Below are 22,387 nucleotides of genomic sequence, written 5' to 3'. Positions count from 1 at the left end.
CTTTGATCGAGAATTTCTTATGTTTCCAGACCGCTTCACTTTTTCCATCGCCGACTGGGTCAATGGCTGGGTCGACGCCTTGGTGACCAACTACGGCGATGTGTTCCGGCATATCTCCGACACCCTGCTGTGGGCCATCGTCAACCTGGAGGGCCTGCTGCGCCTGGCGCCCTGGTGGCTGATGCTGGCGATTGTCGGCGGCATCGCCTGGCATGCGACCCGCAAGCTGCTGACCACGGCGGTGATCGTCGGCCTGCTGTTCCTGGTGGGCGCCGTCGGCCTGTGGGACAAGCTGATGCAGACCCTGGCCCTGATGCTGGTGGCCACACTGATCTCGGTGTTGATCGGCATCCCCCTGGGGATTCTTTCGGCCCGCAGCAACCGCTTGCGCTCGGTGCTGATGCCGCTGCTGGACATCATGCAAACCATGCCCAGCTTCGTGTACCTGATCCCGGTGCTGATGCTGTTCGGCCTGGGCAAGGTGCCGGCGATCTTCGCCACGGTGATCTACGCTGCGCCGCCGCTGATCCGTCTCACCGACCTGGGGATCCGCCAGGTGGACGGCGAGGTGATGGAGGCGATCAACGCCTTTGGCGCCAACCGCTGGCAGCAGCTGTTCGGTGTGCAACTGCCCCTGGCCCTGCCGAGCATCATGGCCGGGATCAACCAGACCACCATGATGGCCCTGTCGATGGTGGTGATCGCCTCGATGATCGGCGCCCGCGGCCTGGGCGAGGATGTGCTGGTGGGCATCCAGACCCTCAACGTCGGGCGTGGCCTGGAAGCGGGATTGGCGATCGTGATTCTGGCGGTGGTGATCGACCGCATTACCCAGGCCTACGGTCGTCCACGTCATGAGGTGAGCAAATGAGCAGTGCTGCCGTGAGCAAGATCGAAGTCAGGAACGTCTTCAAGATATTCGGCAACCGCCCCTCTGATGCCCTGGCGATGATCCGCCAGGGCCAGAGCAAGGATCAGGTGCTGGCCCAGACCGGCTGCGTGGTGGGGGTCAATGACCTGTCGCTGAGCATCGGCACCGGTGAGATCTTCGTCATCATGGGCCTGTCCGGTTCCGGCAAGTCGACCCTGGTGCGTCACTTCAACCGTCTGATCGACCCCACCAGCGGCGCGATCCTGGTGGACGGCGAAGACATCCTGCAATACGACATGGAGGCCCTGCGCCAATTCCGCCGGCACAAGATCAGCATGGTGTTCCAGAGCTTCGGCCTGCTGCCCCACCGCAATGTGCAGGACAACGTCGCCTATGGCCTCAAGGTGCGTGGCGAGAGCAAGGCACTGTGCGCCGAACGGGCCCTGCACTGGATCAACACCGTGGGCCTCAAGGGCTATGAGAAGAAGTACCCGCACCAGCTGTCCGGCGGCATGCGCCAGAGGGTCGGCCTGGCCCGGGCCCTGGCCGCGGACACCGACATCATCCTCATGGATGAAGCCTTCAGCGCCCTGGACCCGCTGATCCGCGCCGAGATGCAGGACCAGTTGCTGGAGCTGCAGAAGACCCTGCACAAGACCATCGTCTTCATCACCCACGATCTGGACGAGGCCGTGCGCATCGGCAACCGCATCGCGATCCTCAAGGACGGCCGCCTGATCCAGGTGGGTACGCCGAAGGAGATCCTGCATTCGCCGGCGGATGAGTACGTCGACCGTTTCGTCCAGCGCCGCGCCGCCACCGTGTAGGAGCCGGCTGGCCGGCCAAAGGTCCGGCAAAGCGGCAGACAACCCAAGGTTTGCAAGAAGAGGTCCCCGATGTCCCAGGCTGAAAAAATCGTTATCGCCGACGCCCCCCTGGGTTGGCAGGATGTAGTCGCCGTCGCCCGTCATGGCGCGCAGCTGGCGCTTTCGGCCCAGGCCTGGGCGCGTATCGACAATGCCCAGGCCATCGTCCGCCAGGTGGTGAACAGTGGCGAACGCGCCTATGGCATCAGCACGGGGCTGGGCGCCTTGTGCAACGTGGTGCTGGCCGGTGAGCAACTCAGCCAGCTGTCGCGCAACACCTTGCTCAGCCATGCCTGCGGCGTGGGCCCGGCCTTGGCCGATGAGCAGACCCGGGCGATCCTCTGCGCCGCCATCATCAACTACAGCCACGGCAAATCCGGCATCCACCGCCAGGTGGTCGAGGCGCTGCTGGCCCTGCTCAATCGCGGCATCACCCCCCAAGTACCGTCCCAGGGCTCGGTGGGTTACCTGACCCACATGGCCCACATTGGCATCGCCTTGCTGGGCGTCGGTCAGGTCAGCTATCGCGGTCGTGTAGTCAGCGCCGAACAGGCCCTGGCCGAAGAGGGGCTGCAGCCGGTGCAACTGGGGGCCAAGGATGGCCTGTGCCTGGTCAACGGCACGCCGTGCATGACCGGCCTGAGTTGCCTGGCCCTGGCCGACGCCAGCCGCCTGCTGCAGTGGGCCGATGTGATCGGTGCCATGAGTTTCGAGGCTCAGCGGGGCCAGATCGACGCCTTCGATGCCCAGATCATTGCCCTCAAGGCGCACCCCGGCATGCAGGTGGTGGGCAGCAACCTGCGGGCCTTGCTCGACGGCAGTGAAGTCATCGCCGCCAGCCGCGGCATCCGTACCCAGGACGCCTTGAGCATCCGCTCCATTCCCCAGGTGCACGGCGCAGCCCGGGATCAACTGGCCCATGCCGCCAGGCAGGTGGAAACCGAGCTCAATGCAGCTACCGACAACCCGTTGCTGCTGGGCACCCCGGAGCAGTACCGCGTGGTGTCCCAGGCCAACCCCCACGGGCAATCGGTGGCGCTGGCGGCGGACCTGCTGGCCATCGCCATGGCCGAGATCGGCGCCATTGCCGAACGTCGCCTGGACCGCTTGATCAACCCTCATGTCAGCGGCTTGCCGGCGTTCCTGGTGAGCGAGCCCGGGGTCAACTCCGGAATGATGATCGTGCAATACGTAGCGGCCTCGCTGTGTGCCCAGAACCGTCAACTGGCACAGCCGGCGGTGCTGGACAACTACGTGACCTCGGGCCTGCAGGAAGACCACCTGAGCCTGGGCACCAATGCCGCCCTGAAGCTGCATCAGGTACTGGAGAACTGCACCCAGATCCTGGCCATCGAGTACCTGCTGGCGGCCCAGGCTTTCGAATTTCTCAAGGCGCAGCGCTTCGGCACCGGCACCGGTATCGCCTGGTGCCTGTTGCGCGAGCGGGTCCCGGCCTATGACCAGGACCGCTGGCTGGCGCCGGACATTGCCAGCGCAGCGGCTCTGCTCAGGGATCCGGAGCTGCTGCACAAACGCTTTTCCAAGGTGCAATAAACCGTTTTTTCCATCACCAGCGTGCCAAGGCGTCACTCGTGCAAAACCGCGAATGACGACGGATAACGGAAGCTTCCGGAGCGACTGGTAGTTATTACAAAACTCTCAAAAGGAGCATGAATGTGACTGCGCTTAACCTGATTCCCGGCCAACTGACCCTGGCCCAACTGCGGGCCATCTATCAGCAGCCGCTGACCCTGACCCTGGATGACAGCGCCTCGGCGCAGATCGACGCCAGCGTCGCTTGTGTCGAGCAAATCCTTGCCGAGAACCGCACCGCCTACGGGATCAACACCGGTTTTGGCCTGCTGGCCTCGACCCGCATCGCCAGCGCCGACCTGGAAAACCTGCAGCGCTCCCTGGTGCTGTCCCATGCCGCCGGCGTCGGTGAGCCCATCAGCGACGATCTGGTGCGCCTGATCATGGTGCTCAAGGTCAACAGCCTGAGCCGCGGTTTCTCCGGCATCCGCCGTCAGGTGATCGATGCCCTGATCGCTCTGATCAATGCCGAGGTCTATCCGCATATCCCGCTCAAGGGCTCGGTGGGCGCTTCCGGCGACCTGGCGCCTCTGGCGCACATGTCCCTGGTGCTGCTGGGTGAGGGCAAGGCGCGCTACAAGGGCCAGTGGCTGGAAGCGACCGCGGCCCTGGAAGTCGCCGGTCTCAAGCCGCTGACCCTGGCCGCCAAGGAAGGCCTGGCGCTGCTCAACGGCACCCAGGTGTCCACCGCGTTCGCCTTGCGCGGGCTGTTCGAAGGCGAAGACCTGTTTGCCGGTGCTCTGGTGTGCGGCGGCCTGACGGTGGAAGCGGTGCTGGGTTCGCGCTCGCCGTTCGACCCACGGATTCACGCCGCTCGCGGTCAGCGCGGGCAGATTGACACCGCTGCGGCCTATCGCGCCTTGCTGGGGGACAGCACCGAGGTGTCCGCCTCGCACCAGAACTGCGACAAGGTCCAGGACCCGTACTCCCTGCGTTGCCAGCCACAAGTGATGGGCGCCTGCCTGACTCAGTTCCGTCAGGCCGCCGAAGTGCTGGTGGTCGAAGCCAACGCGGTGTCCGATAACCCACTGGTGTTCGCTGCCGAAGGCGATGTGATTTCCGGTGGCAACTTCCACGCTGAACCCGTGGCCATGGCGGCCGACAACATGGCCCTGGCCATCGCCGAGATCGCGTCCCTGAGCGAGCGCCGTATCTCGCTGATGATGGACAAGCACATGTCCCAGCTGCCGCCGTTCCTGGTGGCCAATGGCGGGGTCAACTCCGGCTTCATGATCGCCCAGGTGACCGCTGCGGCCCTGGCCAGTGAGAACAAGGCCCTGGCCCACCCGCACTCGGTGGACAGCATTCCCACTTCCGCCAACCAGGAAGACCACGTTTCCATGGCGCCGGCCGCCGGCAAGCGCTTGTGGGAAATGGCCGAGAACACCCGCGGTGTGCTGGCCGTGGAATGGCTGGCGGCCTGTCAGGGCCTGGACCTGCGCGAAGGCCTGAAAACCTCGCCGACCCTGGAAAAAGCCCGCGCCACCCTGCGCGAGAAGGTGGCGTACTACGAGAAGGACCGTTTCTTCGCACCGGATATCAACGCGGCCAGCGAGTTGTTGGCTTCGCGCTGCCTGAATGGGCTGCTGCCAGCCCAGTTGTTGCCGAGCCTGTAATGCACGCCGGGCCACCCGATCACTCCGCGCTCGGCCGAGAGCGGTGGCCCGAGTGGGTTCGCTTCACCTGCAAGACGGGCGCGGAGCGCCCGCTGATGTCGCCCCGCGCTCTGGCGTGGGGCGCACTTGTCCGATAACAATAAAAGGGACGATGACATGCAATCGCAAGAAACAGGATTACGTCGGGGGCTGACGGCTCGCCATATTCGCTTCATGGCCCTGGGGTCGGCCATTGGCACCGGATTGTTCTACGGCTCGGCCTCCGCCATCCAGATGGCCGGCCCGGCGGTGCTGCTGGCCTACCTGATCGGTGGCGCTGCCGTGTTCATGGTGATGCGCGCCCTGGGGGAGATGGCGGTACACAACCCGGTGTCGGGTTCCTTCGGGCAGTACGCCAGTCAGTACCTGGGGCCCTTGCCGGGCTTCATCCTGGGCTGGACCTACGCCTTCGAGATGCTCATCGTCTGCCTGGCGGACGTCACGGCCTTCGGCATCTACATGGGCTTCTGGTTTCCCGAGGTGGCGCGCTGGATCTGGGTGCTGGGCATCGTCCTGCTCATCGGCGGGTTGAACCTGTGCAGCGTCAAGGTCTTTGGCGAGATGGAGTTCTGGCTGTCGCTGCTCAAGGTCGGGGCGATCATCGCCATGATCCTCGGCGGCTTCGGCATCATGCTGTTCGGCATGGGCAGCGCGCTCACCGAGCAGGCCACCGGCGCCAGCAACCTCTGGGCCCATGGCGGCTTCATGCCCAACGGCATTGGCGGGGTGATCGCCTCCTTTGCGGTGGTGATGTTCGCCTTTGGCGGCATCGAGATCATCGGTGTCACCGCCGGTGAGGCCAAGGACCCACAGCGGGTCATTCCCAAGGCGATCAACGCGGTGCCTCTGCGCATCCTGCTGTTCTACGTACTGACCCTGTTCGTGCTGATGTCGATTTTCCCCTGGCCACAGATTGGCACTCAGGGCAGCCCGTTCGTGCAGATCTTCGACAGCCTGGGTATCAGCTCGGCGGCCACCATCCTCAATATCGTGGTGATTTCGGCGGCGGTGTCGGCCATCAACAGCGACATCTTCGGTGCCGGGCGCATGATGTACGGCCTGGCCCAACAAGGGCAGGCGCCCAAGGGCTTTGCCCAGGTGTCCAAGGCCGGCGTGCCGTGGATGACCGTGGTGGTGATGGCGGTGACCCTGTTGGGCGGCGTGGTGCTGAACTACCTGATCCCGGAAGACATCTTCCTGCTGATCGCTTCCCTGGCCACTTTCGCCACGGTCTGGGTGTGGCTGATGATTCTGCTGACCCATGTGGCCATGCGGCGCTCCATGACCGCCGAGCAAGTGGCCCGGTTGCAGTTCAAGGTGCCGTTCTGGCCTTGGGCGCCGGCGGCGGCGATTGCCTTCATGCTGTTCATCTTTGGCGTGCTGGGCTATTTCCCGAAAACCCAAGCGGCGCTGATGGTGGGCGTGGTGTGGATCGTTCTGCTGGTGGTGGCCTATCTGTTGTGGGTCAAGCCGGCGGCGGGGCAGGCTCAGCAGATTCGCGTCGATTCTTCTTTACCTACTGATCATTAACGGAGGCCTTGGATGAGAACTCTTTGGCAACACTGCAACGTCGCCAGCATGGCCCAGGGCACTTACTCGATCATCGAGGACGCGGCCATCGTGACGTCAGGGGCGCACATCGAGTGGATCGGCCGGCGCCAGCAGGCGCCGGTCGCCGATGACTACCAGGTCCAGGACCTGGGCGGCGCCTGGGTCACCCCGGGGCTGATCGATTGCCACACCCACATCGTGTTTGGCGGCAACCGCAGCGGCGAGTTCGAACAGCGCCTGCAGGGCGTGAGCTACGCGGAGATCGCCGCCGCCGGTGGCGGTATTGCCAGCACCGTGCGGGCGACCCGCGAGGCCACCGAAGAGGCGTTGTTCAGCAGCGCCCGCAAGCGTCTGCTGAGCCTGCTGCGCGATGGCGTCACCAGCGTCGAGATCAAGTCCGGCTACGGCCTGGACCTGGCCAGCGAGCGCAAGATGCTGCGGGTGATCCGCCGTCTTGGCGAGGAGTTGCCGGTCAGTGTGCGCAGCACCTGCCTGGCGGCCCATGCCCTGCCGCCGGAATACGCCGAGCGCAGCGACGACTACATCGAGCACATCTGCACGGAAATGCTCCCGGCCCTGGCGGCTGAAGGGCTGGTGGATGCGGTGGATGCCTTCTGTGAATACCTGGCGTTCTCCCCTGAGCAGGTGGAGCGGGTATTCATCGCTGCGCAGAAGCTCGGACTGCCGGTCAAGTTGCATGCCGAGCAGCTGTCGTCCCTGCACGGATCGAGCCTGGCGGCGCGCTACCGGGCGCTGTCCGCCGATCACCTGGAGTTCATGACCGAGGACGATGCCATTGCCATGGCGGCCTCGGGAACCGTCGCGGTGCTGTTGCCGGGGGCGTTCTATTTCCTCCGGGAAACCCAACTGCCACCGTTGGCCGCCCTGCGCAAGCATGGGGTGAAGATCGCCGTGGCCAGCGACCTCAATCCCGGCACCTCGCCGGCGCTGTCGCTGCGCTTGATGCTGAACATGGCCTGCACCTGCTTGCGCATGACCCCCGAGGAGGCGCTGGCCGGGGTGACCTTGCACGCGGCCCAGGCCCTGGGCATGGACACGACCCATGGCTCGCTGGAAGCGGGCAAGGTGGCGGACTTCGTCGCCTGGCAGATCGAGCGTCCCGCCGACCTGGCCTACTGGCTGGGCGGCGACCTGGAAAAACGTGTCGTGCGACACGGCATTGAAGTGACTGTCTAGGAGAAGGCTTGTGGATAAGGTTCTGACTTTCAAACAAGGCCGGGTGCCGCTGCTGATCAGCATGCCCCACGCCGGTACGCGCCTGACCCCGGAAGTGGCGGCCGGGTTGGTGCCCCAGGCGCAGAGCCTGCCGGATACCGACTGGCACATCCCGCGGCTGTATGAATTTGCCGAGGAGATGGGGGCCAGCACCCTGGCCGCCGAGTACTCGCGTTTCGTCATCGACTTGAACCGGCCCTCCGATGACAAGCCGCTGTACGCGGGCGCTACCACCGGGCTGTATCCGGCGACGCTGTTCGATGGCCAGCCGTTGTGCGTCGAGGGGCAGGCGCCGTCCAGTGAGGAACGGCAGCAGTACCTGCAGCAGGTCTGGGTGCCCTATCACCGCACCCTGCAGGAGGAGCTGGCGCGGCTCAAGGCCGAGTTCGGCTACGCCTTGCTGTTCGATGCCCATTCCATCCGCTCGCTGATTCCGCACCTGTTCGAGGGCAAGCTGTCGGACTTCAATCTCGGCACCTTCAATGGCGCCAGCTGCGATCCGCAACTGGCCGGTCGTCTGGAGAGCATTTGCGCGGCCCACGGCGATTACACCCACGTGCTCAACGGCCGCTTCAAGGGCGGGCACATCACCCGGCATTACGGCAACCCGGCCGCGCATATTCATGCAGTGCAACTGGAGCTGGCGCAGAGTGCCTACATGGAGGAGTTCGAGCCGTTCCGCTATCGCGAGGATCTGGCGGCGCCGACCCAGGTGGTACTCAAGGCATTGCTGCAGGGGCTGCTGACCTGGGGCCAGGAGCGTTACCGCTGACAGGGCTGTCGCCAGCAAGCGCGCTCCTGGCGCCGATGCCGCCTTCCTGCCGGAGCGCGCTTGCTGGCGAAACGCTCTGCGCTACGCGTCGCTATCCCCTGAACAACCCTGTTTTCTTCAAGGACATGCTGATTGCGTGATTCGGGTTTATGATGCCGAACGGCAGAATAAATGAAGTCCCACCAGGGATGAACCCGACCTCCACGGAGCGCGTAATGCAGACTTTGTACCCGCAGATCAAACCCTATGCCCGGCACGATCTGGCCGTCGACGAGCGCCATGTGCTGTATGTCGACGAAAGCGGTTCACCGGAAGGGTTGCCGGTGGTGTTCATTCATGGCGGGCCGGGGGCCGGCTGCGATGCGTCCAGCCGCTGCTACTTCGATCCGAACCTGTACCGTATCGTCACCTTCGACCAGCGCGGTTGCGGGCGCTCCACCCCTCACGCCAGCCTGGAAAACAACACCACCTGGGACCTGGTGGCCGACCTTGAGCGGATTCGCCAGCACCTGGGCATCGACAAATGGGTGCTGTTTGGCGGCTCCTGGGGTTCGACCCTGGCCCTGGCCTACGCGCAAACCCATCCCGATCGGGTGCTGGGGCTGATCGTGCGCGGGATCTTCCTGGCCCGTCCCCAGGAAATCCAGTGGTACTACCAGTGTGGCGCCAGCCGCCTGTTCCCCGACTACTGGCAGGACTATGTGGCGCCGATTCCCCTGGAGGAGCGTCACGATCTGGTCAGCGCCTTCCACAAACGCCTGACCGGCACCGACCAGATCGCCCAGATGCATGCGGCCAAGGCCTGGTCGGGCTGGGAAGGGCGCACCGCGACCCTGCGTCCCAATCCGTTGGTGGTGGACCGTTTCTCCGAGCCGCAGCGAGCGCTGTCGATCGCCCGGATCGAATGCCATTACTTCATCAACAATGCGTTCCTCGAACCTGACCAACTGATCCGCGACATGGGCAAGATCGCCCATCTGCCCGGGGTCATCGTCCATGGTCGCTACGACGTGATCTGCCCGCTGGACAATGCCTGGGAGCTGCATCAGGCCTGGCCCAACAGCGAGTTGCAGGTAATTCGCGACGCCGGTCACGCCGCTTCCGAACCGGGCATCACCGATGCTCTGGTGCGTGCCACTGATCAGATGGCACGTCGCCTCCTCGATCTGCCGCCCGAAGAAGCATGAAGGGGCTGTTGCAACGCGTAACCGGCGCGCGGGTCGAGGTGGCCGGAGAAATCGTCGGTGCGGTGGACCAGGGGTTGCTGGTGCTGGTGGCGGTGGAGCCCGAGGACACTCGGGCCAGCGCCGACAAACTTCTGCATAAGCTGCTTAACTATCGGGTGTTCAGCGATGCTGAAGGCAAGATGAACCTGTCCCTGAGCGATGTGCAGGGCGGCTTGCTGCTGGTGTCGCAGTTCACCCTGGCAGCGGACACCAAGAGCGGGTTGCGCCCGAGCTTCTCCACGGCTGCGCCGCCGGCCCTTGGCGAGGCGCTTTTTGACTATCTGGTAGTGAAGGCGCAACAGTTGCATGGCAAAGTGGCATCAGGGCGTTTCGGCGCGGACATGCAGGTGCATCTGGTCAATGACGGCCCGGTAACCTTCCTGTTACAGACCTGAAAACGCCTGAAACAGCTTTTTCCACCGAATTGCGGCGCAAACAGCTGTTTTTCGCGATAAATACTTTGTTACCCCTGATGCGTTGTAACGCGGGCTACTAGATAATCGCGCGCTACGGGGATCAGCGTTCGTTGGTCCATTTTGACTTAAGTAGAGACTTGTCCACGGCCGCTTGGGGAATCATTTAGCCCCATCGGAGTCGGAACAATGCTCGCCAACCTGGCATATAGATAGCTGGCCGTTGGTTTTTTGATCTGTTTTCGGCGAGGGTTGCTCGTGATTGTTAGTCCCTGTAATGCACCAAACTTGTTTGCCAAACGGTTACGAAACGCACTGGTGACGGGCTCTGCGCTGGTCTGCCTGTTCGGTGCCGGTCAACTCATGGCATTCAATCTGGATGATGTATCGGCCAAGGCCAAGGACCTGGCCGGGCAGAAGTACGAGGCCCCGCGCAGTAACCTGCCGAACGAGTTCCGTGAGATGAAGTTCGCGGACTACCAGAAAATCCGCTTCCTCAGCGAAAAAGCCGAATGGGCCGATCAGAAGACCCCGTTCAAGCTGTCGTTCTATCACCAGGGCATGCACTTCGACACGCCGGTGAAGATCAACGAGATCAGCGCCAACACCGTATCCGAGATCAAGTACGACCCGAACCGTTTCGATTTCGGCGACGTGAAGTTCGATCCCAAGGCCACCGAGAAGCTGGGCTATGCCGGTTTCCGCGTGCTGTACCCGATCAACAAGGCTGACAAGCAAGACGAAATCATGACCATGCTCGGCGCCAGCTACTTCCGCGTCGTTGGCAAGGGCCACACCTATGGCCTGTCCGCCCGGGGCCTGGCAATCGACACCGCCTTGCCGTCCGGCGAAGAGTTCCCGCGTTTCAGCGAGTTCTGGATCCAGCAGCCCAAGCCGACCGACAAGCACCTGGTGATCTACGCCCTGCTCGACTCGCCACGGGCCACCGGTGCCTATCGCCTGACCCTGCGTCCGGGCGCCGACACCATCGTCGACGTCAAGGCCCGGGTATTCCTGCGGGACAAGGTCGGCAAGCTGGGCCTGGCCCCGCTGACCAGCATGTACCTGTTCGGCGCCAACCAGCCGTCGAAAGTCCTCAACTACCGTCGCGAGCTGCATGACTCCAGCGGCCTGTCGATCCATGCCGGCAATGGCGAGTGGATCTGGCGTCCGCTGAACAACCCGAAACACCTGGCCGTGAGCAACTTCTCGGTGGAAAACCCGCGTGGTTTCGGCCTGCTGCAGCGTGGCCGCGACTTCAGCCACTATGAAGACCTCGACGACCGCTACGACAAGCGTCCGAGCGCCTGGATCGAGCCGAAGGGCGACTGGGGCAAGGGCACCGTCGACCTGGTAGAGATCCCGACCGCGGACGAAACCAACGACAACATCGTGGCCTTCTGGAACCCGGAAAAACAGCCGGAGCCAGGCCAGCCGCTGGACTACGCCTACCGCCTGCACTGGACCATCGACGAAGCTGCCCTGCATTCCCCGGACAGCGCCTGGGTGCAACAGACCCTGCGTTCCACCGGTGACGTCAAGCAGTCCAACCTGATCCGTCAACCCGATGGCAGCGTGGCTTATCTGGTGGACTTCCAGGGCCCGTCCCTGGCGGCATTGCCGGAGAACGCCGAAGTTCGCAGCCAGGTCAGTGTCGGTGACAACGCCGAACTGGTGGAAAACAGCGTGCGCTACAACCCGGAAACCAAGGGCTGGCGCCTGACCCTGCGGATGAAGATCAAGGACGCGAGCAAGTCCACCGAGATGCGCGCCGCCCTGGTCCGTGACATTGCGCAGCCCGAGCCGGCCAAGGCGTCGATGCCGAACTCCAACTCTTCTGTGGCCAAGGCCGACAAGCTCGCCGCCAAGCAGCAGGAGAAGAAGGACAAGGAAGCCGCCGCAGCGGCCGCCAAGCAGGCTGAAGCCAAGCCGGTCAAGGATGCCAAGAGCACCAAGGACAAGGACCACAAAGACGCCAAGCAGCCTGCTGCTGCCGAAGCGGCCCCTGCCACACCGGAACCGGTTAAAACTGAACAAGTCCTGACCGAGACCTGGAGCTATCAGTTGCCTGCCGATGAGTAACTCTCAACTACAGCCAGAGTCTCTTGCCGAGTACCTGGCGCACCTGCCGATGTCGGACCAGCAGCGCGCGGAACTCGCGGGCTGCCAGTCCTTCAGCGAATTGCACCAACGCCTGTCGTCCAGCACCTTCGACGCCCCCACCGATGCCGCCCAGGCCTCGGTGGGCCAGCGCCTGAACATGAGCACCGCCGCCGAACTTGAAGAAGCGGAAATGCTCGGTGTCGACGCCGAAGGCCGGGTCTGCCTCAAGGCCACGCCGCCCATCCGCCGTACCAAGGTGGTACCGGAGCCGTGGCGCACCAATATCCTGGTGCGTGGCTGGCGGCGCCTGACCGGGCGCAGCAACCCGCCAGCGCCGAAGAAGGACGAGCGCGTGCTGCCGGCTGCCCGCTGGCGCACCGTGGGTTCGATCCGTCGCTACATCCTGCTGCTGTTGATGCTTGGCCAGACCATCGTCGCCGGCTGGTACATGAAAGGCATCATGCCGTACCAGGGCTGGTCGTTCGTCGACCTGGAAGAGGTCATGCATCAGCCGCTGATGCAGACCGCCCAGCAAGTGCTGCCCTATGCCTTGCAGACCAGCATCCTGATTCTGTTCGGGATTCTCTTCTGCTGGGTGTCGGCCGGTTTCTGGACCGCCCTGATGGGCTTCCTGGAACTCTTGACCGGTCACGACAAGTACCGCATTTCCGGGGCCAGCGCCGGCAACGAGCCGATCCCCAAGGATGCGCGCACCGCCCTGGTCATGCCGATCTGCAACGAAGACGTGCCGCGGGTGTTTGCCGGCCTGCGGGCGACCTTCGAGTCGGTGGCAGCCACCGGCGACCTGGACCGCTTCGACTTCTTCGTCTTGAGCGACAGTAACGACAGCGATATCTGCGTCGCCGAGCAGCAGGCCTGGCTGGATGTCTGCCGGGAAGCCAAGGGCTTCGGCAAGATCTTCTATCGCCGGCGCCGGCGCCGGGTGAAACGCAAGAGCGGCAACCTCGACGACTTCTGCCGTCGCTGGGGCGGCGACTACAAATACATGGTGGTGCTCGACGCCGACAGCGTGATGAGCGGCGAATGCCTGACCAGCCTGGTACGCCTGATGGAAGCCACGCCGGACGCGGGGATCATCCAGACCGCGCCACGGGCCTCGGGCATGGACACGCTGTATGCGCGCATGCAGCAGTTCGCCACCCGGGTCTACGGCCCGCTGTTCACCGCCGGCCTGCACTTCTGGCAGTTGGGTGAATCCCACTACTGGGGCCATAACGCGATCATCCGCATGCAGCCGTTCATCGAGCACTGCGCCCTGGCGCCGTTGCCCGGCAAAGGCGCCTTCGCCGGTGCGATCCTGTCCCACGACTTCGTCGAAGCCGCGCTGATGCGTCGTGCCGGTTGGGGCGTGTGGATTGCCTACGACCTGCCGGGCAGCTACGAAGAGCTGCCGCCGAACCTGCTGGACGAGCTCAAGCGTGACCGTCGCTGGTGCCACGGCAACCTGATGAACTTCCGCCTGTTCCTGGTCAAGGGCATGCACCCGGTGCACCGCGCGGTGTTCCTCACCGGGGTGATGTCCTACCTGTCGGCGCCGCTGTGGTTCTTCTTCCTGGTGCTGTCCACGGCCCTGCTGGCGGTCAACACCCTGATGGAGCCGCAGTACTTCCTCGAACCACGGCAGCTGTATCCGCTGTGGCCGCAGTGGCACCCGGACAAGGCCATCGCGCTGTTCTCCACCACCATCGTGCTGCTGTTCCTGCCGAAGCTCCTGAGCATCATCCTGATCTGGGCCAAGGGCGCGAAAGAGTTCGGCGGCAAGTTCAAGGTGACCCTGTCGATGCTCCTGGAGATGCTGTTCTCCATGCTGCTGGCGCCGGTGCGGATGATTTTCCACACCCGTTTCGTTCTGGCCGCGTTCCTTGGCTGGGCCGCGACCTGGAACTCGCCGCAGCGTGACGACGACTCCACGCCATGGAGCGAAGCGGTGCGCCGCCATGGTCCGCAGACCCTGCTGGGCTTCTGCTGGGCACTGCTGGTGATCTGGCTGAACCCGAGCTTCCTCTGGTGGCTGGTGCCGATCGTCGGTTCGCTGATGCTGTCGATCCCGGTGTCGGTGATCTCCAGCCGGGTCGGCCTGGGCCTGAAGTCCCGTGACGAGAGCCTGTTCCTGATCCCCGAGGAATACGCTCCGCCCCAGGCGCTGCTGGCCACCGACCAGTACACCCACGAGAACCGCTGGCACGCGCTCAACGACGGCTTTATCCGGGCCGTGGTCGATCCGCAGCAGAACGCCCTGGCCTGTGCCCTGGCGACGTCCCGTCACACCCAGGCCGAGCCGATCGAATGGCTGCGTCAGGAGCGGGTCCGCCATGCCCTGAAAGCCGGTCCGGCGGCCTTGAACAACAGCGAGCGCCTGGCGCTGTTGAGCGATCCGGTGGCCCTGGGACGCCTGCACGAGCAGGTCTGGAGCGAGGGGCACAGCGAATGGCTGAGCGCCTGGCGCCAGTCGGTGGATACCGATCCCCATGCTCCCCTGCTGCCGTTGCAGCCGCTGAACGCGGCGCCGCAACCCGCCTGAAGCCAACGCCCTTGAGCTCCTGCTCAAGGGCGTTTTGCTGTATGCGGCCAATAGTCTCCATCCCCTGGGCAAGCAACAAAAATCCTTGTGCAAATGGCCGAGTGCGTTAGCATCGCACCCGCAAATTTCTGTGCGTGATCGATAACGCCTTGATCGTCGAAGACTTTCCTTTCCGGGCCCGCCGCGTGCAGACACCACAATAAAATGGCTTCAGGGGACTTGAGATGAAGAAGTATCTTTCGCTGCTGCTGGCAGGCGCTGCCGCCCTGCTGGCGGTCAATACCGCCCAGGCCGGCGCCATCGATGATGCGGTCAAGCGCGGCACGCTGAAAGTCGGCATGGACCCGACCTACATGCCGTTCGAAATGACCAACAAGCGTGGCGAAATCATCGGCTTCGAAGTCGATCTGCTCAAGGCCATGGCCAAGTCCATGGGGGTCAAGCTGGAGATGGTTTCCACCGGCTATGACGGCATCATCCCGGCCCTGCTGACCGACAAGTTCGACATGATCGGCAGCGGCATGACCCTGACCCAGGAACGCAACCTGCGCCTGAACTTCAGCGAACCCTTCATCGTGGTCGGCCAGACCCTGCTGATCCGCAAGGAGCTGGAAGGCACCATCAAGTCCTACAAGGACCTGAACAGCGCCGATTACCGCATCACCTCCAAGCTGGGCACCACCGGTGAAATGGTTGCCAAGAAGCTGATCGCCAAGGCCAAGTACCACGGCTACGACAACGAGCAGGAAGCGGTGCTGGACGTGGTCAACGGCAAGGCCGACGCCTTCATCTATGACGCCCCGTACAACGTGGTGGCCGTCAACAAAGTGGGCAATGGCAAGCTGGTGTTCCTCGACAAGCCGTTCACCTACGAGCCGCTGGCCTTCGGCCTGAAGAAGGGCGACTACGACAGCATCAACTTCATCAACAACTTCCTGCACCAGATCCACGAAGACGGCACCTACGATCGCATCCATGACAAGTGGTTCAAGAGCACCGAGTGGCTCAAGGACATGGAATAGGCGTCAGGCAACTGATTTGCGGTTGATCGCGAGCAAGCTCGTTCCTACAGGGCGTACAGCGTTTTTGTAGGAGCGAGCTTGCTCGCGATGATGCCCACCCAGGCTCTGCCGAACCTCCCCGCTGCAACCCGCTGGAACCTGCAAAGTGAACAAACAGAAAAAAGCCCAATGGCCCTGGCACGTGCTGACCGTGCTGGTGCTGATCGGTCTGGCCGGCGCGCTGTACTACGCCACCTCGTTGATGTCCTACGAGTGGCGCTGGAACCGTGTCCCCCAGTACTTCGCCTATCAGGCTGAAGAGTCCCAGCGGGCGGCGGAGATCTCCACCGTCGCCGAGGTTGTGCGCCAGGGCGGCAAGGCTCAAGTCACCCTGCGCGGTGATTCGGGTGCCGAGCAGCATCTGAGCGTCGATGAAAGCAGCCTGCAAGTGGCCAACGGCGATGACGTGGGTGAGGGCGACGTGATCGGCGTAACCCGGCACTGGGCCGCGGGGCCGCTGTTGTGGGGCCTGTGGACCACCCTGTGGCTGTCGGTGGTGTCCGGGGTGCTGGGGTTGATCATCGGCCTGGGCACCGGCCTGTGCCGCCTGTCGAACAACCCGACCCTGCGCGATCTGTCGACGATCTATGTCGAACTGGTGCGCGGCACGCCGCTGCTGGTGCAGATCTTCATCTTCTATTTCTTCATCGGCACGGTGCTCAACCTGTCCCGGGAGTTCGCCGGGATCGCCGCACTGTCGCTGTTCACCGGGGCCTATGTGGCGGAGATCGTCCGTGCCGGGGTGCAGTCCATCGCCCGCGGGCAGAACGAAGCCGCCCGCTCCCTGGGGCTCAGCGCCGGCCAGTCGATGCGCCATGTGGTGCTGCCCCAGGCCTTCAAGCGGGTGCTGCCGCCCCTGGCCGGGCAGTTCATCAGTCTGGTCAAGGACACCTCGCTGGTGTCGGTGATCGCCATCACCGAGCTGCTCAAGAGCGGTCGGGAAGTCATCACCACCTCGTTCTCGCCGTTCGAGATCCTGTTCTGTGTGGCGGGCCTGTATTTGTTGATCAACCTGCCGCTGTCGAAGATGGCCAGCCGGCTTGAGCGGAGGCTCGCGCAAAGTGATTGAAGTCCGCGATCTGGTAAAAGTCTTCGACACCCGCGGCCAGGTGGTGCGCGCGGTGGATAACGTCACCACCCGAGTGGCCAAGGGCGAGGTGCTGGTGGTGATCGGTCCTTCCGGTTCCGGCAAGTCGACCTTCCTGCGCTGCCTCAACGGCCTGGAAGAGTTCGACTCGGGCTCGGTGAGCATCGACGGCCTGCAACTGGCCGATCCCAAGACCGACGTGAACGCCTATCGCCGTGAAGTCGGCATGGTGTTTCAGCATTTCAACCTGTTTCCCCACATGACCGTGCTGGAAAACCTCTGCCTGGCGCAGAAGGTGGTGCGCAAGCGGGGCAAGCAGGAGCGCGAGGCCAAGGCCCTGGCGCTGCTGGAGAAGGTCGGTATCGCGCAGAAGGCCCATGAGTTTCCTTCACGGCTTTCCGGCGGTCAGCAGCAGCGGGTGGCGATTGCCCGGGCCCTGGCGATGGAGCCCAAGGTGATGCTGTTCGATGAGCCGACCTCGGCCCTGGACCCGGAAATGGTCGGCGAGGTGCTGGACGTGATGAAGACCCTGGCTCTGGAGGGCATGACCATGGTTTGCGTCACCCACGAAATGGGTTTCGCCCGGGAAGTGGCGGATCGGGTGCTGTTCTTCGATCACGGCAAGCTGCTGGAAGATGCGGCGCCGGATGTTTTCTTCGAGGCGCCGAAAGACCCGCGGGCCCAGGCTTTCCTGCGTCAGGTGCTGTAAGGCCTGTGCCGACAGGCCGGCTCCTGCATTTCCCTGTAGGAGCCGGCTTGCCGGCGAAGCGGCTCAGACCCGGAAGCGCCCCACCAGGCTCTGCAAGTGAATCCCCAACCGCGCCAGCTCGGCGCTGGAGGCCGCGGTTTCCTCGCTGGCCGATGATGTCTGTTCGGACACATCCCGCACATTCAACACACTGCGATTGATCTCTTCGGCGACGGCACTCTGCTGCTCGGCGGCGGCGGCGATCTGCTGGTTCATCGCCTGGATCGCCGACACGGTACGGGTGATGTTCTCCAGGGAACCGCCGGCTCGGCGGGTCAGCTCGACGCTGCTGTCGCTCAGGCTGCGGCTGGTGTCCAGGGTGCTGGCCACTTGCTGGGTGCCGCTTTGCAGGCCGACGATCAGCTCGGCGATTTCTTCGGTGGATTGCTGGGTGCGTTGGGCCAGGCTGCGCACCTCGTCCGCAACCACGGCGAAACCACGTCCGGCCTCGCCCGCGCGGGCGGCTTCGATGGCGGCGTTGAGGGCCAGCAGGTTGGTCTGCTGGGCCACGGATTTGATCACGTCCAGCACGCTGCCGATCTTGTCGCTTTCCTGCTTGAGGTGGCCCATGGCTTCGGTGGAGTTGCCCACCTCGCTGGCCAGGCGCTCGATCTGGGCGATGGCTTCGTTGACCACCCGATCACCTTCGCGTGCCTGCTGGTCGGCGGCTACTGCGGCCTCCGACGCCTCTTCGGCGTTGCGCGCCACTTCCTGCACCGTGGCGGCCATTTCATTCATGGCGGTGGCCACTTGGTCGGTCTCGACTTTCTGGCTGTTGACCCCGGCGCTGGTCTGTTCGGTGACGGCGGACAGCTGTTCGGCGGCGCTGGCGATCTGGGTCACGCCGTCGCTGATACCGCCGATCAGCTCCCGCAGGCCCAGGGTCATGCGCTGCATGGCGCGTTGCAGCTGGCCCAGTTCGTCGCGGCGATCGACTGTCAGGTCCTGGCTGAGGTCGCCGGAAGCCACGCGCTCGGCGGCCTTGAGGGTCTGTTGCAAGGGCTGGATGATCTGCCGGGTGATGGCCCAGGCAGCGACCATGCCGAATACCAGCGCCAGTAGCGTGGCGATCAGCAGGGTGCTCTTGGCCTGGCCGGCCTCGCTGTCACGCTTGGCGGTCTGAGCGGTGGTCAGTTGCTTGCTCAGGGTCATCAGGTGGTCGCCCTGGGTGGCCATGCGCTTGAGGGCGGCGGCGCTGGCTTCCTCGGAGTCGCTGAAGGCACTGACCGCGGCGCGGTAGGTCTTGAGCGAGTCGCTGGCCTGTTGCAGGTTGGCGATGTGCTGTTCCGGCAGGCGCGAGGGCAGGCCGGTGAGGTTGTTCAGGGCGTTGTCGATGGCGTCCAGGGCCGGCTGCTTGGCCTCGGGCTTGGCGCTGTAGGTGTAGCCGCGAACCTGGAAGCGTGCCTGCTGGATCAGCCTGGAAAGTTCGATGACGTTGTTGAACTGGGCCACGCTGTCGCCTTGCAGCAGCGATTTCTCGACTTCGGCTACCCGGGCCGCGGCGTTGTCCGCGCTGGCGCCGAGCTGGGAGCGGGCGGCTTCGCGGGCGGCGGTGGCGCGGGTCATGTCGTTGAAGGCCCGGTGATACTCGGCAACGGCTTCCAGTTGCTGCTCGAGCATCGCGATGCTTTCGGGTTGCTGCAACTGTTGACGGGCAGCCTGCAGGCCTTCGTCGAGCTGCTGGAGTATGCCGTTGACGGCATCGGGACCTTGTTCGCCATGGAGCATCTCGTAGTTGAGGCGAGCGATGCGCAGGTCCTTGGTCATGGCGTAGAGGGTGGAGATGTTACCCAGCTTATCGCCACGATCGATGACCCCCGCCAAGCCCGTCCAGCCGGTGGCGGTGATCAACAGGGTCAGCAGCAGTACCAGGCCGAAGCCGATGCCGAGCTTGAGGCTGACGCTCAGGTTTCCCAGGTTTTTGGCTAGCCAACCGTACATGCTGCGAACTCCCTATTAGCAATATGGCTTAACCATAGGCTATCGGCGGGAACCCTGGATTCTGTAGCGGTAATGGCGGTTTGATATTGCTCGCGACAGACCCGGCTGTGGCCGGGTCCATCCTCAGAACAGGCGGGCGAGAAGGGCGGTGACGGCGGTTTCCACCCGCAGGATGCGTTCGCCCAGTTGCACCGGTTGCAATCCGGCCTTGCCCAGCAGGTCGATCTCGTAGGGAATCCAGCCGCCTTCCGGGCCGATGGCCAGTGTCACCGGTCGATCCACGTCGCGTGGGCAGGGCGGGTACTGGCCCGGGTGACCCACCAGTCCCAGGGTTCCGGCGCAGAGGGCCGGCAAGCGGTCCTCGACGAAGGGCTTGAAGCGTTTCTCGATCAGCACTTCGGGCAGCACACTGTCGCGTGCCTGCTCCAGGCCAAGGATCAGTTGTTCGCGAATGGCTTCGGGTTCAAGGAACGGGGTCTGCCAGAAGCTCTTCTCGACCCGGTAGCTATTGACCAGCACCAGCCGCGGCACACCCATGGTGGCGACGGTCTGAAACACCCGGCGCAGCATTTTCGGCCGCGGCAGGGCCAGCACCAGGGTCAGTGGCAGCTTGGCCGGTGGCGCTTGCTCCAGGCTGATTTGCAGTTCGGCTTCGGCTGTTTCCAGGCGCAAGACCCGGGCGCTGCCCATCAAGCCGCCGATGCGCCCCACGCGCAGGCTGTCGCCCACGGCTACCCGATGCACTTCCTGCATGTGGGTCAGGCGTCGATCGCGCAGCACCACGCGGTCGGCCGCGATGAAGTCGGCCTCCTCCAGAAGCAGCAGGTTCACGCTTGGGTCGCTGGCGGCTGGTCGTTGTGATCGTCGGCCGGGGCGTCGTCCGGATGCTCGCCGCGCTTGCTGATCAGCCCGCCGAACAGCACGCCGATCTCGAACAGCAGCCACATGGGCACGGCCAGCAGGGTCTGGGAGAAGATGTCCGGCGGCGTGAGGATCATGCCCACCACGAAGCAGCCGATGATCACGTAAGGCCGGATCTTCTTCAGGTAGGCCACGTTGACCACGCCGATCCACACCAGCAGGACCACGGCCACCGGGATCTCGAAGGCCACGCCGAAGGCGAAGAACAGGGTCATGACGAAGTCGAGGTAGCTGGTGATGTCGGTCATCATTTCCACGCCGGCTGGGGTGGCGGCAGCGAAGAACTTGAAGATCAGCGGGAACACCAGGAAGTAGGCGAAGGCCATGCCGACGTAGAACAGCAGGATGCTCGACACCAGCAAGGGCACGGCAATGCGTTTCTCGTGCTTGTACAGACCGGGTGCGATAAAGCCCCAGATCTGGTGCAGGATCACCGGAATGGCCAGGAACAGCGAGACCATCATGGTCAGCTTCAGCGGCGTCAGGAACGGCGAGGCGACGTCGGTGGCGATCATCGTCGCGCCGACCGGCAGGTACTGGCGCAGTGGCGTGGAGACGATGGTGTAGATCTGCTGGGTGAAGGCGAACAACCCGGCGAAGATGATGAAGATCGCCGCTACGCAGCGCAGCAGGCGGGTACGCAGCTCGGTGAGGTGCGACACCAGCGGCATGTGTTGGTCGTTCTCTGGGATATCGCTCATGGTGCTCGCGGCGGCAAGGTGGAGTCGTGGGTGGCCGTGGTGGCGGGTGTTGCCACCGGGGCCGCTGGCTCTGCGGTCGGTGCCGATGTCGGTGTCGCGGGGGCGGGCACCTCGCTGGCTGGCGAGGCTTCGGCCAGCGGCGCGGTGCCTGGCGCGTGGATCGTCTGCTCGGCCACAGGCTCCACCGGAGTCGGTTGCTGCTGGGTCGGGGCGAGGATCTTCCGCGCCTCCTGTTCCAGGGACAGAATGTGCTCGTTGTGCAGTTGCCGACGAATTTCATCGGCCCCGATTTCACGTTCAACTTCCTGTTTTATCGCGTTGAAGCTGCGCTTGAGGCGCCCGACCCACAGGCCGGCGGTGCGCGCAGCGCCGGGCAGGCGCTCGGGGCCGAGCACCAGCAGGGCCACGAGGCCCACCAGCAGCAGTTCAGAGAAGCTGATACCAAACATTAGTCAGTGCTCACGAGTCTTTGCGGGTCGGCTCTTCGACTTTCTGGGCCTGCACGTCGATGGTGTGCGGCTGGTTCAGCGGTGCGCTTTGCTGGGGCTGAACCGGTGGCACCGGTTGGGCCGCTGGAGGAACCACTGGCTCGGCCGGTTTTTCGTCGTCGTTCATGGCCTTGCGGAAGCCCTTGATCGACTCGCCGACGTCAGTGCCCAGGTTCTTGAGTTTCTTGGTGCCGAATACCAGTACCACGACCACCAGGATGACGATCCAGTGTTTCCAGTCAAAAATGCCCATGCTGCGTTTCCTCTTAGAAAGTTGTTCAGGCGGACGGGCGCGAGGCTTTCTCGGCGTGTCCGGACAGACCGAAGCGGCGGTCCAGCTCATCGAGCACGGCCTGGGGATGCTGCCCCAGCTGCGCCAGCATGACCATGGTGTGGAACCACAGGTCCGCGGTTTCGTAGATCAGGTCGCTGCAGTCGCCGCTGATGGCGGCGTCCTTGGCGGCGATGATGGTTTCCACCGACTCTTCGCCGACCTTTTCCAGGATCTTGTTCAGGCCCTTGTGATACAGGCTGGCGACGTAGGAGCTGTCGGCTGCGGCGTCTTTGCGCTCTTCCAGCACCTGGGCCAGACGGGTGAGGGTATCGCTCATG

20 protein-coding genes and 1 pseudogene are annotated in these 22,387 nt (G+C 64.0%); 14 read left to right on the top strand and 7 right to left on the bottom strand.

Annotation, left to right across the window (positions count from 1 at the left end):
• Positions 1 to 19 precede the first annotated feature (19 nt).
• From ACMGG8_RS01695 to ACMGG8_RS01630, 14 genes are all read left to right on the top strand, one after another.
• On the top strand, positions 20 to 871 hold the full coding sequence (locus ACMGG8_RS01695; RefSeq protein ID WP_016968647.1) for an ABC transporter permease: 852 nt from the start codon (positions 20 to 22) through the stop codon (positions 869 to 871).
• Positions 868 to 1,698, top strand: coding sequence for a quaternary amine ABC transporter ATP-binding protein (locus ACMGG8_RS01690; RefSeq protein ID WP_016968648.1), 831 nt, complete (start codon positions 868 to 870; stop codon positions 1,696 to 1,698). Before ACMGG8_RS01695 ends, ACMGG8_RS01690 begins: the two co-directional genes overlap by 4 nt.
• Positions 1,699 to 1,767: 69 nt before the next feature.
• On the top strand, positions 1,768 to 3,291 hold the full coding sequence (locus ACMGG8_RS01685; protein ID WP_414159062.1) for an HAL/PAL/TAL family ammonia-lyase: 1,524 nt from the start codon (positions 1,768 to 1,770) through the stop codon (positions 3,289 to 3,291).
• A gap of 116 nt (positions 3,292 to 3,407) precedes the next feature.
• Positions 3,408 to 4,946 (top strand): histidine ammonia-lyase, encoded by a 1,539-nt coding sequence (gene hutH / locus ACMGG8_RS01680; protein ID WP_102862768.1) that lies wholly within the window; start codon positions 3,408 to 3,410, stop codon positions 4,944 to 4,946.
• Between the two features lie 156 nt (positions 4,947 to 5,102).
• Positions 5,103 to 6,515 carry an amino acid permease gene (locus ACMGG8_RS01675; protein WP_060837129.1) on the top strand — a complete coding sequence of 471 codons (1,413 nt, stop codon included), beginning with the start codon at positions 5,103 to 5,105 and terminating at the stop codon, positions 6,513 to 6,515.
• 12 nt (positions 6,516 to 6,527) lie between these two features.
• A complete protein-coding gene (hutI, locus tag ACMGG8_RS01670) occupies positions 6,528 to 7,733 on the top strand; it encodes an imidazolonepropionase (protein ID WP_108545895.1) in 1,206 nt (401 codons plus the stop codon).
• A gap of 10 nt (positions 7,734 to 7,743) precedes the next feature.
• Positions 7,744 to 8,544, top strand: coding sequence for an N-formylglutamate deformylase (gene hutG, locus ACMGG8_RS01665; protein WP_414159061.1), 801 nt, complete (start codon positions 7,744 to 7,746; stop codon positions 8,542 to 8,544).
• A gap of 215 nt (positions 8,545 to 8,759) precedes the next feature.
• A complete protein-coding gene (gene pip, locus ACMGG8_RS01660; protein WP_060837132.1) occupies positions 8,760 to 9,731 on the top strand; it encodes a prolyl aminopeptidase in 972 nt (323 codons plus the stop codon).
• Positions 9,728 to 10,165: a D-aminoacyl-tRNA deacylase gene (dtd, locus tag ACMGG8_RS01655; RefSeq protein ID WP_060837133.1), complete on the top strand. Its 438-nt coding sequence runs from the start codon at positions 9,728 to 9,730 to the stop codon at positions 10,163 to 10,165. The genes pip and dtd overlap by 4 nt, the downstream gene beginning before the upstream one ends.
• Positions 10,166 to 10,441: 276 nt before the next feature.
• On the top strand, positions 10,442 to 12,265 hold the full coding sequence (locus ACMGG8_RS01650) for a glucan biosynthesis protein G (RefSeq protein WP_060841865.1): 1,824 nt from the start codon (positions 10,442 to 10,444) through the stop codon (positions 12,263 to 12,265).
• The gene (gene mdoH, locus ACMGG8_RS01645; protein ID WP_060837134.1) at positions 12,258 to 14,828 is read left to right on the top strand and encodes a glucans biosynthesis glucosyltransferase MdoH; all 2,571 of its coding nucleotides are present in this window, start codon (positions 12,258 to 12,260) and stop codon (positions 14,826 to 14,828) included. The genes ACMGG8_RS01650 and mdoH overlap by 8 nt, the downstream gene beginning before the upstream one ends.
• A 224-nt stretch (positions 14,829 to 15,052) precedes the next feature.
• Entirely contained in the window at positions 15,053 to 15,850 is a 798-nt protein-coding gene (locus tag ACMGG8_RS01640) for a transporter substrate-binding domain-containing protein (RefSeq protein WP_060837135.1), read from the top strand.
• A gap of 145 nt (positions 15,851 to 15,995) precedes the next feature.
• Positions 15,996 to 16,958, top strand: coding sequence for an amino acid ABC transporter permease (locus ACMGG8_RS01635; RefSeq protein ID WP_060837136.1), 963 nt, complete (start codon positions 15,996 to 15,998; stop codon positions 16,956 to 16,958).
• The gene (locus ACMGG8_RS01630) at positions 16,951 to 17,685 is read left to right on the top strand and encodes an amino acid ABC transporter ATP-binding protein (protein ID WP_060842242.1); all 735 of its coding nucleotides are present in this window, start codon (positions 16,951 to 16,953) and stop codon (positions 17,683 to 17,685) included. Before ACMGG8_RS01635 ends, ACMGG8_RS01630 begins: the two co-directional genes overlap by 8 nt.
• Positions 17,686 to 17,748: 63 nt before the next feature.
• On the opposite strand, the gene ACMGG8_RS01625 is transcribed toward ACMGG8_RS01630, so the two are convergent.
• The 7 genes and pseudogenes from ACMGG8_RS01625 to ACMGG8_RS01595 all read right to left on the bottom strand — a co-directional run bounded on the left by ACMGG8_RS01625 (position 17,749) and on the right by ACMGG8_RS01595 (position 22,386).
• Complete coding sequence (locus ACMGG8_RS01625) at positions 17,749 to 18,453, bottom strand: methyl-accepting chemotaxis protein (protein ID WP_409258961.1); 705 nt, start codon at positions 18,451 to 18,453, stop codon at positions 17,749 to 17,751.
• 201 nt (positions 18,454 to 18,654) lie between these two features.
• A pseudogene (locus ACMGG8_RS01620) lies at positions 18,655 to 19,665 on the bottom strand (methyl-accepting chemotaxis protein); the annotation flags it as partial.
• A 123-nt stretch (positions 19,666 to 19,788) separates the two neighbouring features.
• The gene (locus ACMGG8_RS01615; protein ID WP_414159060.1) at positions 19,789 to 20,496 is read right to left on the bottom strand and encodes a 16S rRNA (uracil(1498)-N(3))-methyltransferase; all 708 of its coding nucleotides are present in this window, start codon (positions 20,494 to 20,496) and stop codon (positions 19,789 to 19,791) included.
• A complete protein-coding gene (gene tatC, locus ACMGG8_RS01610) occupies positions 20,493 to 21,287 on the bottom strand; it encodes a twin-arginine translocase subunit TatC (protein WP_060837140.1) in 795 nt (264 codons plus the stop codon). Before tatC ends, ACMGG8_RS01615 begins: the two co-directional genes overlap by 4 nt.
• Positions 21,284 to 21,736, bottom strand: a complete 453-nt coding sequence (gene tatB / locus ACMGG8_RS01605; protein WP_414159059.1) for a Sec-independent protein translocase protein TatB — start codon at positions 21,734 to 21,736, stop codon at positions 21,284 to 21,286. Before tatB ends, tatC begins: the two co-directional genes overlap by 4 nt.
• Before the next feature lie 10 nt (positions 21,737 to 21,746).
• Entirely contained in the window at positions 21,747 to 22,028 is a 282-nt protein-coding gene (locus tag ACMGG8_RS01600; protein ID WP_011058797.1) for a twin-arginine translocase TatA/TatE family subunit, read from the bottom strand.
• Positions 22,029 to 22,053: 25 nt separating this feature from the next.
• Positions 22,054 to 22,386: a phosphoribosyl-ATP diphosphatase gene (locus tag ACMGG8_RS01595; RefSeq protein WP_060837142.1), complete on the bottom strand. Its 333-nt coding sequence runs from the start codon at positions 22,384 to 22,386 to the stop codon at positions 22,054 to 22,056.
• Between the last annotated feature and the right edge of the window lies 1 nt (position 22,387).

The sequence above is a fragment of the Pseudomonas sp. BNK-45 genome, from assembly GCF_047456255.1.
Taxonomy (GTDB): domain Bacteria; phylum Pseudomonadota; class Gammaproteobacteria; order Pseudomonadales; family Pseudomonadaceae; genus Aquipseudomonas.
This window is presented reverse-complemented; position numbering and strand designations above follow the sequence as displayed.

What these genes read in the sequence shown, in the direction of transcription:
- ACMGG8_RS01695 (WP_016968647.1), top strand. Translation starts at nt 20, where the DNA reads ATGTTTCCAGACCGCTTCACTTTTTCCATCGCCGACTGGGTCAATGGC.
- ACMGG8_RS01690 (WP_016968648.1), top strand. Translation starts at nt 868, where the DNA reads ATGAGCAGTGCTGCCGTGAGCAAGATCGAAGTCAGGAACGTCTTCAAG.
- ACMGG8_RS01685 (WP_414159062.1), top strand. Translation starts at nt 1,768, where the DNA reads ATGTCCCAGGCTGAAAAAATCGTTATCGCCGACGCCCCCCTGGGTTGG.
- hutH (WP_102862768.1), top strand. Translation starts at nt 3,408, where the DNA reads ATGAATGTGACTGCGCTTAACCTGATTCCCGGCCAACTGACCCTGGCC.
- ACMGG8_RS01675 (WP_060837129.1), top strand. Translation starts at nt 5,103, where the DNA reads ATGCAATCGCAAGAAACAGGATTACGTCGGGGGCTGACGGCTCGCCAT.
- hutI (WP_108545895.1), top strand. Translation starts at nt 6,528, where the DNA reads ATGAGAACTCTTTGGCAACACTGCAACGTCGCCAGCATGGCCCAGGGC.
- pip (WP_060837132.1), top strand. Translation starts at nt 8,760, where the DNA reads ATGCAGACTTTGTACCCGCAGATCAAACCCTATGCCCGGCACGATCTG.
- dtd (WP_060837133.1), top strand. Translation starts at nt 9,728, where the DNA reads ATGAAGGGGCTGTTGCAACGCGTAACCGGCGCGCGGGTCGAGGTGGCC.
- mdoH (WP_060837134.1), top strand. Translation starts at nt 12,258, where the DNA reads ATGAGTAACTCTCAACTACAGCCAGAGTCTCTTGCCGAGTACCTGGCG.
- ACMGG8_RS01640 (WP_060837135.1), top strand. Translation starts at nt 15,053, where the DNA reads ATGAAGAAGTATCTTTCGCTGCTGCTGGCAGGCGCTGCCGCCCTGCTG.
- ACMGG8_RS01625 (WP_409258961.1), bottom strand. Translation starts at nt 18,453, where the DNA reads ATGGCCGCCACGGTGCAGGAAGTGGCGCGCAACGCCGAAGAGGCGTCG.
- tatC (WP_060837140.1), bottom strand. Translation starts at nt 21,287, where the DNA reads ATGAGCGATATCCCAGAGAACGACCAACACATGCCGCTGGTGTCGCAC.
- tatB (WP_414159059.1), bottom strand. Translation starts at nt 21,736, where the DNA reads ATGTTTGGTATCAGCTTCTCTGAACTGCTGCTGGTGGGCCTCGTGGCC.
- ACMGG8_RS01600 (WP_011058797.1), bottom strand. Translation starts at nt 22,028, where the DNA reads ATGGGCATTTTTGACTGGAAACACTGGATCGTCATCCTGGTGGTCGTG.
- ACMGG8_RS01595 (WP_060837142.1), bottom strand. Translation starts at nt 22,386, where the DNA reads ATGAGCGATACCCTCACCCGTCTGGCCCAGGTGCTGGAAGAGCGCAAA.